This window comes from Pseudomonas sp. DY-1 (assembly GCF_003626975.1).
Taxonomy (GTDB): Bacteria; Pseudomonadota; Gammaproteobacteria; order Pseudomonadales; family Pseudomonadaceae; genus Metapseudomonas.
In genome coordinates, this window is record NZ_CP032616.1 from 3590688 (window position 1) to 3603051 (window position 12364).

At 60.5% G+C, this 12364-nt stretch carries 10 protein-coding genes and 1 rRNA gene; 7 read left to right on the plus strand and 4 right to left on the minus strand.

Going from position 1 to position 12364, the window contains the following annotated elements; translation table 11 throughout:
• Positions 1-4: 4 nt before the first annotated feature.
• Positions 5-1541, minus strand: a 16S ribosomal RNA gene (locus D6Z43_RS17045).
• Between the two features lie 527 nt (positions 1542-2068).
• Complete coding sequence (tyrS, locus tag D6Z43_RS17055) at positions 2069-3268, minus strand: tyrosine--tRNA ligase (RefSeq protein WP_120653285.1); 1200 nt, start codon at positions 3266-3268, stop codon at positions 2069-2071.
• Positions 3269-3449: 181 nt separating this feature from the next.
• Between tyrS and D6Z43_RS17060 the strand changes: the two genes are divergently transcribed.
• Positions 3450-4889, plus strand: a complete 1440-nt coding sequence (locus D6Z43_RS17060) for a peptidoglycan DD-metalloendopeptidase family protein (protein ID WP_120653286.1) — start codon at positions 3450-3452, stop codon at positions 4887-4889.
• A gap of 4 nt (positions 4890-4893) precedes the next feature.
• On the plus strand, positions 4894-5985 hold the full coding sequence (locus tag D6Z43_RS17065; RefSeq protein WP_120653287.1) for an anhydro-N-acetylmuramic acid kinase: 1092 nt from the start codon (positions 4894-4896) through the stop codon (positions 5983-5985).
• Between the two features lie 57 nt (positions 5986-6042).
• Here the strand turns inward: D6Z43_RS17065 and erpA are convergent, their stop codons facing one another.
• Positions 6043-6393: an iron-sulfur cluster insertion protein ErpA gene (gene erpA, locus D6Z43_RS17070; protein ID WP_120653288.1), complete on the minus strand. Its 351-nt coding sequence runs from the start codon at positions 6391-6393 to the stop codon at positions 6043-6045.
• A 151-nt stretch (positions 6394-6544) separates the two neighbouring features.
• A complete protein-coding gene (argC, locus tag D6Z43_RS17075; RefSeq protein WP_120653289.1) occupies positions 6545-7579 on the minus strand; it encodes an N-acetyl-gamma-glutamyl-phosphate reductase in 1035 nt (344 codons plus the stop codon).
• Between the two features lie 134 nt (positions 7580-7713).
• Here argC and hemJ point away from each other — a divergent pair, with 134 nt between their 5' ends.
• From hemJ to D6Z43_RS17100, 5 genes are all read left to right on the plus strand, one after another.
• On the plus strand, positions 7714-8139 hold the full coding sequence (gene hemJ, locus D6Z43_RS17080) for a protoporphyrinogen oxidase HemJ (RefSeq protein WP_120653290.1): 426 nt from the start codon (positions 7714-7716) through the stop codon (positions 8137-8139).
• A 21-nt stretch (positions 8140-8160) separates the two neighbouring features.
• Positions 8161-9123 (plus strand): nitronate monooxygenase family protein, encoded by a 963-nt coding sequence (locus D6Z43_RS17085; RefSeq protein WP_120653291.1) that lies wholly within the window; start codon positions 8161-8163, stop codon positions 9121-9123.
• The gene (locus D6Z43_RS17090; RefSeq protein WP_120653292.1) at positions 9120-10379 is read left to right on the plus strand and encodes an alanine racemase; all 1260 of its coding nucleotides are present in this window, start codon (positions 9120-9122) and stop codon (positions 10377-10379) included. The genes D6Z43_RS17085 and D6Z43_RS17090 overlap by 4 nt, the downstream gene beginning before the upstream one ends.
• A gap of 94 nt (positions 10380-10473) precedes the next feature.
• Entirely contained in the window at positions 10474-11517 is a 1044-nt protein-coding gene (locus D6Z43_RS17095) for a DUF805 domain-containing protein (protein WP_120653293.1), read from the plus strand.
• Between the two features lie 54 nt (positions 11518-11571).
• On the plus strand, positions 11572-12360 hold the full coding sequence (locus D6Z43_RS17100) for an SDR family oxidoreductase (protein WP_120653294.1): 789 nt from the start codon (positions 11572-11574) through the stop codon (positions 12358-12360).
• Positions 12361-12364: the final 4 nt, after the last annotated feature.

Below are 12364 nucleotides of genomic sequence, written 5' to 3' on the forward strand. Positions count from 1 at the left end.
CGATTAAGGAGGTGATCCAGCCGCAGGTTCCCCTACGGCTACCTTGTTACGACTTCACCCCAGTCATGAATCACTCCGTGGTAACCGTCCCCCTTGCGGTTAGACTAGCTACTTCTGGAGCAACCCACTCCCATGGTGTGACGGGCGGTGTGTACAAGGCCCGGGAACGTATTCACCGTGACATTCTGATTCACGATTACTAGCGATTCCGACTTCACGCAGTCGAGTTGCAGACTGCGATCCGGACTACGATCGGTTTTATGGGATTAGCTCCACCTCGCGGCTTGGCAACCCTTTGTACCGACCATTGTAGCACGTGTGTAGCCCTGGCCGTAAGGGCCATGATGACTTGACGTCATCCCCACCTTCCTCCGGTTTGTCACCGGCAGTCTCCTTAGAGTGCCCACCATAACGTGCTGGTAACTAAGGACAAGGGTTGCGCTCGTTACGGGACTTAACCCAACATCTCACGACACGAGCTGACGACAGCCATGCAGCACCTGTGTCTGAGTTCCCGAAGGCACCAATCCATCTCTGGAAAGTTCTCAGCATGTCAAGGCCAGGTAAGGTTCTTCGCGTTGCTTCGAATTAAACCACATGCTCCACCGCTTGTGCGGGCCCCCGTCAATTCATTTGAGTTTTAACCTTGCGGCCGTACTCCCCAGGCGGTCGACTTATCGCGTTAGCTTCGCCACTAAGATCTCAAGGATCCCAACGGCTAGTCGACATCGTTTACGGCGTGGACTACCAGGGTATCTAATCCTGTTTGCTCCCCACGCTTTCGCACCTCAGTGTCAGTATCAGTCCAGGTAGTCGCCTTCGCCACTGGTGTTCCTTCCTATATCTACGCATTTCACCGCTACACAGGAAATTCCACTACCCTCTACCGTACTCTAGCTCAGTAGTTTTGGAGGCAGTTCCCAGGTTGAGCCCGGGGATTTCACCTCCAACTTGCTGAACCACCTACGCGCGCTTTACGCCCAGTAATTCCGATTAACGCTTGCACCCTTCGTATTACCGCGGCTGCTGGCACGAAGTTAGCCGGTGCTTATTCTGTTGGTAACGTCAAAACAACCAGGTATTAACTAGCTGCCCTTCCTCCCAACTTAAAGTGCTTTACAATCCGAAGACCTTCTTCACACACGCGGCATGGCTGGATCAGGCTTTCGCCCATTGTCCAATATTCCCCACTGCTGCCTCCCGTAGGAGTCTGGACCGTGTCTCAGTTCCAGTGTGACTGATCATCCTCTCAGACCAGTTACGGATCGTCGCCTTGGTGAGCCATTACCCCACCAACTAGCTAATCCGACCTAGGCTCATCTGATAGCGTGAGGTCCGAAGATCCCCCACTTTCTCCCGTAGGACGTATGCGGTATTAGCGTCCGTTTCCGAACGTTATCCCCCACTACCAGGCAGATTCCTAGGCATTACTCACCCGTCCGCCGCTCGCCGGCATCCCGAAGGACCCGCTGCCGCTCGACTTGCATGTGTTAGGCCTGCCGCCAGCGTTCAATCTGAGCCATGATCAAACTCTTCAGTTCAATACTGCTTGGGTTTTGAGAAAACCCTAAACTTGGCTCAGCAATCGCAAATAAACTCTCGAATTCACGAGTGTTACTTGTGATGCTGATAATCAGTTGACTATCAGTCTTACCTCACAAGCACCCACACGAATTGCTTGATTCAGTTGTTAAAGAGCGTTTCGATCAAGTCTTTCGTCTCAACCGAGGCCGCGCATTCTACAGCAGCCTTTCTTACTGTCAAGCTGTTTTTCGAAAATCTCTTTTCTACTCAACCGCTTGCGCTTTCGATCCGATTCACTCTTCTCGTCAGCGGGAGGCGCATTCTACAGCGTTGAAAGTCGCTGTCAACACCTCGGCGATCATCTTCTGGCCGACCTCTCGGAAGACCGAAGCGACAAGCACTACCACCGCCTGCCGACCACCTCTCCCTGCACCTAACTACAGCTAAGTGCTTGATTTTCAAGCCTTTCCGCTGCTTCGTCGCTGGGAGAGGTGCGCATTATAGGGATGCAGAATCTGCCGTCAACACCTTTCCTGAAATCTTTTTACTCGACCGCCAGGGATACGCGAGCAAAGGATTTCTTACCGGCCTGTAGCACATGGGTCGCGCCTAGCTTGAAGACGTAGGCACGATCCACCACCTCGCCATCCACGCGCACACCACCAGCACCGAGCAGATCACGAGCCACTGCGGCATTCTTGACCAGGCCCGCCTTATTAAGGACAGAAGCGATGGGCATATCCTCGGTAGCAGTCAGCTGGACTTCCGGCAGATCGACCGGCAGCTCGCCCTCTTTCATACGGTTGCCCGCAGAACGGTGAGCGGTAGCAGCGGCTTCTTCGCCATGGAAGCGAGCCACAATCTCTTCAGCAAGCTTGATCTTGATGTCACGCGGATTGGCACCCACCTCGATATCACGCTTGAACTGCTCGATCTCTTCCATGGAGCGGAAGCTCAGCAGCTCGAAGTAGCGCCACATCAGCTGATCCGGTATTGAAACCAGCTTGTTGTACATGATCCCCGGCGCTTCCTGGATACCTACATAGTTACCCAGAGACTTCGACATCTTCTTCACACCATCCAGGCCTTCCAGCAACGGCATGGTGAGGATGCACTGGGATTCCTGCCCATAGGCACGCTGCAATTCACGCCCCATCAGCAGGTTGAATTTCTGATCAGTACCACCCAGCTCGACATCCGCCCTCAGCGCGACCGAGTCGTAGCCCTGCACGAGCGGATAGAGGAACTCGTGAATCGCGATAGGTTGATTGGTGCTGTAGCGCTTGCTGAAGTCATCGCGCTCAAGCATGCGCGCAACGGTGTACTGCGATGCAAGGCGAATGAAGTCTGCCGGGCTCAGCTGGTCCATCCAGGTGGAGTTGAAGGCCACCTCGGTCTTGGCCGGATCGAGGATCTTGAACACCTGAGCCTTGTAGGTCTCGGCATTGTCCAGGACCTGCTCGCGAGTCAGAGGCGGACGGGTAGCGCTCTTGCCGCTGGGGTCGCCAATCATCCCTGTGAAGTCGCCAATCAGGAAAATCACCTGGTGTCCCAGCTCCTGGAACTGGCGCAGCTTATTAATAAGGACGGTGTGCCCCAAGTGAAGATCAGGAGCAGTCGGATCGAAGCCCGCCTTGATGCGCAGCGGCTGGCCACGCTTGAGCTTTTCGACCAGCTCGGACTCGACCAGGACCTCTTCCGCACCGCGCTTGATCAGCGCCAGCTGCTCTTCAACCGACTTCATGACAGGACTCATAGACCGTGGATAGACAAAGGGGAACCAACCATACAAGATCGCGAACTAATTACAAGTTTTGCGCCCAGCCCCATGCCAGTCAGCGGAAGGCACCAATCCAAGGTTGCCTAGGGCGGATTTTGATTATATTTTAGGCAGTTAGTTCATATTCCAAAAAACACCACACGCCATGACGCATTCAGTACCTAAAGCGCCGCCGTACCCGAAGAGCCACTTGCTGGCTGCAAGCGGTGTGGCTGCGCTGCTCAGCCTGGCCCTGCTGGTGTTCCCGTCCCGCGAAGTCGAGGCGAAGAAGACCTACATCAATCTGGAGCTGGAAAACGGCTCGGAGATGGTGATCCAGGAGAAGGACGATCTCCGACAAGCTCCCGCAGCCGGGGATGAGGGTATCTCGCCGTTTGCCAAGATCGAGAACCCAGCCGAGAACCAGAACAGCGCCGGAAAAGACGCGGACAAGAAGAAAGAAGTAGCTACCGACCTCGCTACCATCAAGACGCCTGTTGATCCCAGCCTCAAAGCTGTGACCGTGGGCAACGGCGACACTTTGTCCACGGTGTTTGCCAAGGTTGGCCTGTCCGCAAACGTCATGCATGACGTCCTGAGCAGCAGCAAGGATGCGAAGCAGCTCAGCCGCCTGAAGGTTGGCCAGAGCTTCGAGTTCAAGCTGGCCCCCAATGGTGAGCTCGAGAAGATCAGCACCAAGCTGAGCGGCCTCGAAAGCGTTCACCTTGAAAAGACATCCAAGGGTTACGCCTTCAAACGTGACCTGATCAAGCCGGAGCTCCGCTCGGCTTATGCCCGCGGCGTGATCGACAGCTCCCTGTTCCTGTCCGCCAAGCGTGCCGGCCTGTCCCATGACCTGACCATGGATCTGGCTAACATCTTCGGCTACGACATCGACTTCGCGCTCGACATTCGCGAAGGCGACGAGTTCGAGATGATCTACGAAGAAAAGGTGGTCGAGGGCAAGAAAGTCGGTAGCGGTGAAATCCTCGCCGCGCGCTTCATCAACCGTGGCAAGACCTTCTCTGCAGTCCGCTACGTCGACAAGCAAGGCAACGCCAGCTATCTGCGTGGTGATGGCACTGCAATGCGCAAGGCCTTCATCCGCACTCCGGTAGACTTCGCGCGCATCAGCTCGCGCTTCTCCAACGGCCGCCGACATCCGATCCTGAACAAGATCCGCGCCCACAAAGGCGTCGACTACGCAGCACCTCGTGGCACCCCGATCAAGGCCACCGGTGACGGCAAAATCGTCCTGGCTGGCCGTCGTGGTGGCTACGGTAATGCGGTGATCATCCAGCACGGCAGCAAGTACAAGACTTTGTACGGCCACATGCAAGGTTTCGCCAAGGGTATTCGCACTGGCGGTAGCGTGAAGCAAGGCCAGATCATCGGATACGTGGGCACTACCGGTCTCTCCACCGGCCCGCACCTGCACTACGAGTTCCAGGTTAACGGCGTGCACGTCGATCCGCTGGGTGTGAAGCTGCCGATGGCCGACCCATTGATGGCCAGCGAGAAGAAGCGCTTCATGCAGATGACCCAGCCGCTGATGGCGCGCATGGACCAGGAAAAGGCCAGCATGCTGGCCATGAACAAGCGCTGATCAGATGCCGCGCTATCTGGGAGTGATGTCCGGGACCAGCCTTGATGGCCTGGACATCGCCCTGGTCGAACAGACCGATCGCATTACCCTCCTCGACACCCACTACATTCCCATGCCCAGCTCGCTACGCAGCGAGCTGTTGGCACTCTGCGCTTCTGGCCCGGACGAACTGGCCCGCGCGGCCCTAGCGGAGAATGGCTGGGTAGAACTGGCGGCTTCCGGGATCAACGCACTACTGGTTCGCAACAACCTGGGCGCCAAGGACATTCGCGCCATCGGCAGCCATGGCCAGACAGTGCGTCACGAGCCCGCACGCGGATTCACCGTGCAGATCGGCAATCCAGCCCTGCTTGCTGAGTTGACCGGCATCACCGTAGTAGGCGATTTCCGCCGGCGCGATGTCGCCGCCGGGGGCCAGGGCGCGCCGCTCGTGCCGGCATTCCACGAGTCGCTGTTCGGAGATGCCGACAACCACCGCGCCGTGCTTAACGTCGGTGGCTTCAGCAACCTCAGTCTCATCGATCCGGGTAAAGCGGTACATGGATTCGATTGCGGTCCCGGCAACGTTCTACTGGACGCCTGGATCCATCTCCAGCGGGGCGAAAGCTTCGACCGCAATGGTGACTGGGCAGCAACCGGCACCCTGCAACAACGCCTGCTGGAAACCCTCTCCGGTGATGCCTTCTTCACCACGCGCGGCCCGAAGAGCACGGGACGCGAGCTGTTCAATCTGAGCTGGCTCCAGTCACACCTGGCGCGCCTCCCGAAATTCAAACCCGAGGATGTGCAGGCTACCTTGCTCGAACTCACCGCGCGAAGCATCATCGATGCGCTGCGCGCCGCGCAGCCGAAGACCGATGACCTCCTGGTCTGTGGTGGTGGAGCGCACAACCGCCAACTGATGCTACGGCTCGCCGCCCTGCTACCCGGCGCTCAGGTCCGCAGTACAGCAGATCTCGGCGTGGACCCGGACTGGGTCGAAGCCATGGCCTTTGCCTGGCTCGCACACTGCTGCCTCGAAGGGATTCCCACCAATCGCCCCAGCGTTACCGGCGCCAGGGGCCTGCGCATCCTTGGCGCAATCTACCCTGCCTGATCCACAAACAAAAACGCCGTGCCCAAAGGCACGGCGTTTGTTGTATTCGGACTCGAATCAGATCGAGAAGGACGAACCGCAGCCGCAGGTGGTGGTGGCATTCGGGTTCTTGATCACGAAGCGCGAACCCTCGAGGCCTTCCTGATAGTCCACTTCGGCACCGGCCAGATACTGGAAGCTCATCGGGTCTACCACAAGGCTCACGCCATCGCGCTCGACAATGGTGTCATCGTCAGACACGTCTTCATCAAAGGTGAAACCGTACTGGAAGCCCGAGCAGCCGCCACCGGTGACGAACACACGGAGTTTCAGGCGCGGGTTGCCCTCTTCATCGACCAGGTTCTTCACCTTGCTGGCCGCGCTCTCGGTGAACATCAGGGCTGAAGGGGTGAAGGTTTCGACGCTCATGCTGCAACTCTCCCGGCTTGACGCCGCCATACTGCGCTAAGGCGAGGCATTATCCGCTTACCCTACAAAACTGGTCAACTATTAAGCGATTCGACCCACTCTATGGATCGGAGTGCGACGCCGACCGTGCAATTGCCGGCGTCGCGCCCCATCAGGGCAGCAGAGCAGCGTGGGACAGGCCCAGGCGCTCCTCGAGGCCGAACATGATATTGAGGTTCTGTACCGCCTGGCCGGACGCCCCTTTGACCAGGTTGTCGATCACCGAGAGCACCACCACCAGGTCTCCGCCCTGAGGACGGTGAACCGCGATCCGGCAAACGTTGGCACCACGGACGCTGCGGGTTTCCGGATGGCTGCCCGCCGGCATCACATCGACGAAGGGTTCGCTGGCATAGCGCTTTTCGAACAGGGCCTGCAGGTCGACGCTCTTGTCCGCGACGTTTGCGTACAGGGTGGCGTGAATACCACGAATCATCGGCGTCAGGTGTGGAACGAAGGTCAGGCCGACCGGACCACCGGCAGCGCGACGCAGACCCTGGCTGATTTCCGGCAGGTGACGATGCCCTTTAACCGAGTAAGCCATCATGCTCTCGCCCGCCTCGCAGAAAAGCGAGCCCACCTTCGCGCCACGGCCAGCGCCGCTGACGCCGGACTTGCAGTCAGCGATCAGTTGCGTGGTGTCGGCAAGGCCAGCTTCCAACAGCGGAATGAAGCCAAGCTGAGTGGCGGTCGGATAGCAGCCAGGAACTGCGATCAGGCGCGCGCCCTTGATCGCTTCACGGTTCACTTCCGGCAGGCCGTAAACGGCTTCCGGCAGCAGGGTGGGCGCTCCGTGGGGCTGACCGTACCACTTGGCCCATTCTTCAGCATCCTGCAGTCGGAAGTCAGCGGAAAGGTCGATCACGCGGGTACCGGCGTCCAGCAGTTCGCCGGCCAGCGCGTGGGCAACGCCGTGCGGCGTAGCGAAGAAGACCACGTCGCAGCCGCCCAAGGTAGCCACATCGGGCACGCTGAACGAGAGGTTGTCGTAGTGGCCGCGCAGGTTCGGGTACATATCGGCGACCTTCACCCCAGCCTCGGATCGCGAGGTGATTACCGCGACCTCCGCTTGCGGATGCTGAGCCAGCAGACGCAGCAGTTCGACACCGGTATAGCCCGTGCCGCCGACGATTCCGACCTTGACCATCACTTGCCCCTCAAAGAACCGATTGGAAAGCTGCCGATGATAAGGCCGCATCGGCCAGGGGCCAACCGCCGAGGTGACGTGCGGCCGCTCAAGCCTCTACTATCCGGGCAATCTGTCTGATGGAAACCGTCCCCATGCTCTATCTGTGGCTCAAGGCCCTGCACATCATCGCCATCGTCTGCTGGTTCGCCGGCCTTTTCTACCTGCCACGCCTCTTCGTCTACCACGCCATGGCCGAGGACGAGCCCAGCCGCGAACGCTTCAAGATCATGGAGCGCAAGCTGTACCGCGGCATCATGGGCCCCTCGATGATCGCCACGCTGGTGTTCGGCATCTGGATGCTCTATCTCAATCCGGCCTGGCTGAGCCAGGGCTGGCTGCACGCCAAGCTCACCCTGGTCATCCTGCTGATTGGCTATCACCACGCCTGCGGCTCCCTGCTCAAGCGCTTCGCGCGCGGAGAAAACCGCCGCGGCCATGTGTTCTTTCGCTGGTTCAACGAAGTCCCAGTGCTGTTCCTGATCGCCATCGTCATCCTGGTGGTGGTCAAGCCCTTCTGACCCTGACAAGAGGAATGCCAGATGCCCCTGCCCGCCCTGCTCGAACAACGCCTGCGCTTGCCGGTCGTAGCTGCGCCGATGTTTCTGGTTTCCAACCCCAAGCTGGTCCTGGCCTGCTGCAACAACGGCATCGTCGGCAGCTTTCCCGCGCTCAACCAGCGCGAGAGCAGCGGCTTCCGCGCCTGGCTCGATGAGATCGAAGCGTCGCTGGGGACGGATGCGGCCCCCTACGCGGTGAACCTGATCGTCCATCACAGCAACCCGCGTCTGCAGGCGGACCTCGCGATCTGCGTGGAAAAGCGCGTCCCGATCGTCATCACCAGCCTGGGAGCGGTGAAGGAAGTGGTAGACGCCGTGCATAGCTACGGCGGTCTGGTATTCCACGACGTGACCACCCGCCGCCACGCGGAGAAGGCCGCCGAGGCGGGCGTGGACGGTTTGATCGCGGTTGCCGCCGGCGCCGGTGGCCATGCCGGCACCTGGAGTCCCTTCGCCCTGGTCGCCGAGATTCGCCAGTTCTTCGACAAGACGCTGCTGCTCGCCGGTTGCCTCAACCACGGCCACGAAATCTTCGCGGCCCAGATGCTCGGCGCCGATCTGGCCTATCTCGGCACCCGTTTCATCGCCACCCAGCAAAGCGACGCCGAAACCCGCTACAAGCAGATGATCCTCGACGCCCGGGCCGCCGACATCATTCATACGCCAGCCGTCTCCGGCGTGCCGGCCAGCTTCATGCGCCAGAGCCTGGAGGCAGCCGGCTACGACATGAAACGCCTCGCCGACAAGGGCAGTGTCGACTACGGCGAGAAGCTGAAACCGGTCAGCGATGAAGCCAAGGCCTGGAAGACCGTGTGGTCCGCCGGCCAAGGCGTCGGCAACATCCGCGACTTGCCGACCGTGGACGAACTCATCGCCCGACTCGACCAGGAATACCGCGCGGCCCGCGACAAGTCCGTGCAACTGGGCCAACGCTGGGCACGATGAGGCGACGCACTCTGCTCGGTATTGGCGCGCTTGGTGCGCTTGGCATCTGGGCGGCGCGCCCGACTGATCATGGCCGCCCCCACGACGCCTACTTTGCACGCCTTAACCAACTGTTTCGCGAAGACGGTGGCGGCGTCCCGCAAATGGTCATCGACCTTGATCGCCTGGATGCCAACGCCGATTTGCTCGCCGCCAGGCTGGGTTCGCGCCAATTGCGCCTGGTGGCAAAGTCTTTGGCGTCCGGCGGACTGCTCGATTACCTGGCACGCCGCCTGAACTGCACGCGCTTCATGGTTTTCCACCAGCCGCAGCTGAACCAGTTGGCTCGCCTCTTCCCCTCCGCCGACCTGCTGCTGGGCAAACCCTTACCCACCGCCGCAGCCCTGGCCTTCTACCAGCAGTTGCCCCGTCACCTCGGTTTCGACCCGAGCAATCAGGTCACCTGGCTCGTGGACAGCGCCCAGCGCTTGCAGGAATACACCGAGTTGAGCCGTGCGCTTGGCCAATCGCTGCAGGTTGCGCTGGAGATCGACATCGGTCTCGCGCGCGGTGGGCTCTCTTCACCCGACGCACTGGCCAACGTCCTTTCGCAAATGACGGCGTCTGCGTCTCCATTGAAACTGCGCGGGCTTATGGGATATGACGCTCAGGTCGCCCACGCGCCATTCTGGATCGGCAAGGAACGGGCCCTGAGAGAAAGTAATGCGCGCTACCAGGCATTCATCCAGGTGGCCCGCACATTCCCGATCTGGCCACAGGACCCCCTGCTGAATGGCGGCGGTAGCCAGACCTACCCACTACACGTCGCTGGCAACGGCCCCCTGAGCGAGGTCGCTGTGGGTTCCGCCCTGCTCAAGCCCGCCGCCTTTGACAGCGAATTACTCCGGGAACACCAGGCGGCCCTATGGATAGCCAGCCCTGTGCTAAAGGTGCTCGATGGCACCCTGCCCTATCTGGACAACGTTCAGGGCCTGCTGCAGGGCTGGAACCCTAATCGCCAGCGCGCTCATTACCTCTACGGCGGCAACTGGCAGGCAGAGCCGGTCTCCCCCGCAGGGTTGGGCTACGACAGCCTCTATGGCCGCAGCGCCAACCAGGAACGCCTGATTGGGTCCCGGAGCACGGGGCTTGCCGTGGACGACTGGGTATTTCTGCGCCCCACCCAATCCGAAGGAACCCTTGGCGAGTTCGCTGACTTGCGCCTGCTGCGCCGTGGCAACCTGGTCGGCCGCTGGAACCCGCTGAGCCTGGCCTGAGCCCCACTTTTTGTGCGCCAGGCCGCTTGTGCCGTGGGCCAGCGCGCAATTACGCTGTGCCATCATTCTTTCTGTCGCTGACAAGGATGCCCGCATGACCGAAGCCCGCTTCAAAATCGTCTTCGACGGTGAGCCCATGCCCGGTGTGGCGCTGGAGACCGTCAAGGAAAACCTCGCCCGTCTGTTCAAGAGCGATGCCAGCAAGATCGACAGCCTGTTCGGCGGCCGCAGCGTCGCGCTCAAGCGCGATCTGGTGGAAGCCGAGGCGGATAAGTACCTCACCGCATTGCAGCGAGCCGGCGCGATGGTGCGCAAGGAGCAAGACATTGCAGCCGGCCTGAGCCTGGTGGCCACGGAAGATCACCCTGCCCCGGTCACCGCAGCCGCTGCTGCAGAAACCAGCACTGACACTGACACCATGAACTGTCCCAAGTGCGGCCACGAGCAGGCCAAGGCAGCCGAGTGTCAGGTCTGTGGGATCATCATCGACAAGTACCTGGCGCGCCAGGCGCAACTGACAGAAGAGGCGCCGCAGGTAAAGCCATCCGTCATCAGTAGCGAAACGACCTCCCCCTACGCGCCACCCAGAGCACAGGTCGGCGAGCAACTGCCAGAGTTCGGGGAACTGAAGGTCCTCGGCACCAGCGGCCGGATCGGCCGGGTGCGCTATCTGGGCTGGAGCATGGCGCTGATGCTGGCGTTCCTGCCGATTGGAGGGGTGATCCTCGGCAGCTTTGCACTCTCCGACGCACTGGCGGCGCTACTGACCCTAGTGGCCTGCCTTGCTCTGGTGGTGGTCAGCGTGTGCATCGGTGTGCAGCGCCTCCACGATATCGGCTGGTCCGGCTGGCTCTGGCTGCTGAACTTCGTCCCGATCATAGGCAGTGTGTTCGCCCTGATCATGCTGTTCATGCCAGGTACAGACGGCCCCAACCGCTATGGCCCACCGCCGCCGCCCAACAGCCGAGGGGTAAAAGTGCTGGCATGGCTGATTATTTTGGTACCGGTTATCGGTATAGTCGCCGCCATTTCGTTACCGGCTTACCAGGACTATCTGATGCGCACCCAGATGGGCGACGCCGCAAGCTTCGAGCAGCCGGGCGATGCGCCCGCCCTCGAAGGCGAGTCCGCAGAGTAAGCAACCTCCCGGGGCCGGCGTTGTCCAACCCGGCCCTGTTATGGAGAACCCCAGATGCCTCGTTATGCCCTGATCACCGGCGCCTCCAGCGGTATTGGCCTGGCTCTGGCCGAGGCACTGGCGCGACGGGGCCGTCGCCTTTTGCTGGTCTCCCGGAATCGGGACGCGCTCGAAAGCATCGCCTGCGAACTGACCCAGCGCTTCGGTGTGGAAGTGCTGTTCCGCTACTGCGACCTCGCCGAACCCCTTCACGTATCCGGCCTGCTGATGGACCTGGAGCAGGGCGAACGGGAAATCGACCTGCTGGTGAACAATGCCGGCATAGGTTCTTCCGGGACATTCGTCGACCAGGACTGGGGCCGTGAGCAGGAACTGATCGAACTGAACATCCTCGCGCTCGCGCGGCTCTGCCACGGCATCGGCGGTCTGATGGCGCGGCAGGGCGGCGGACAGATCCTCAATGTTGCCTCAGTAGCGGGCTTCCAGCCCGGCCCCTGGATGAGCAACTACTACGCCAGCAAGGCCTACGTGCTGAGCTTCTCAGAAGGTCTGCGTGAGGAATTGCGACCGCGCGGCGTGAAAGTCTCGGTTCTGTGCCCCGGCCCCACCCGCACTGCCTTCTTCCGCGGCGCCCACTTGGAAGTCGGGAAGCTTGAGGGCAGCAAGCTGATGATGAGCCCAGAAGAACTGGCACTGTTCGCTGTACGTGCACTGGAAAAGAACCGCGCGATCATCATTCCTGGCTGGCGAAACCGGCTTGCAGCGCAGCTCCCGCGATTGGCACCACGCTGGCTGGTACGCCGCCTACTGGGCCGGATCATTCGCCGCTTCGCCCAGCCCTGAACAG

What these genes read in the sequence shown, in the direction of transcription:
- D6Z43_RS17095 (WP_120653293.1), top strand. Translation starts at nt 10,474, where the DNA reads ATGACCGAAGCCCGCTTCAAAATCGTCTTCGACGGTGAGCCCATGCCC.
- argC (WP_120653289.1), bottom strand. Translation starts at nt 7,579, where the DNA reads ATGGTCAAGGTCGGAATCGTCGGCGGCACGGGCTATACCGGTGTCGAA.
- D6Z43_RS17085 (WP_120653291.1), top strand. Translation starts at nt 8,161, where the DNA reads ATGCCCCTGCCCGCCCTGCTCGAACAACGCCTGCGCTTGCCGGTCGTA.
- D6Z43_RS17060 (WP_120653286.1), top strand. Translation starts at nt 3,450, where the DNA reads ATGACGCATTCAGTACCTAAAGCGCCGCCGTACCCGAAGAGCCACTTG.
- D6Z43_RS17100 (WP_120653294.1), top strand. Translation starts at nt 11,572, where the DNA reads ATGCCTCGTTATGCCCTGATCACCGGCGCCTCCAGCGGTATTGGCCTG.
- hemJ (WP_120653290.1), top strand. Translation starts at nt 7,714, where the DNA reads ATGCTCTATCTGTGGCTCAAGGCCCTGCACATCATCGCCATCGTCTGC.
- tyrS (WP_120653285.1), bottom strand. Translation starts at nt 3,268, where the DNA reads ATGAAGTCGGTTGAAGAGCAGCTGGCGCTGATCAAGCGCGGTGCGGAA.
- erpA (WP_120653288.1), bottom strand. Translation starts at nt 6,393, where the DNA reads ATGAGCGTCGAAACCTTCACCCCTTCAGCCCTGATGTTCACCGAGAGC.
- D6Z43_RS17090 (WP_120653292.1), top strand. Translation starts at nt 9,120, where the DNA reads ATGAGGCGACGCACTCTGCTCGGTATTGGCGCGCTTGGTGCGCTTGGC.
- D6Z43_RS17065 (WP_120653287.1), top strand. Translation starts at nt 4,894, where the DNA reads ATGCCGCGCTATCTGGGAGTGATGTCCGGGACCAGCCTTGATGGCCTG.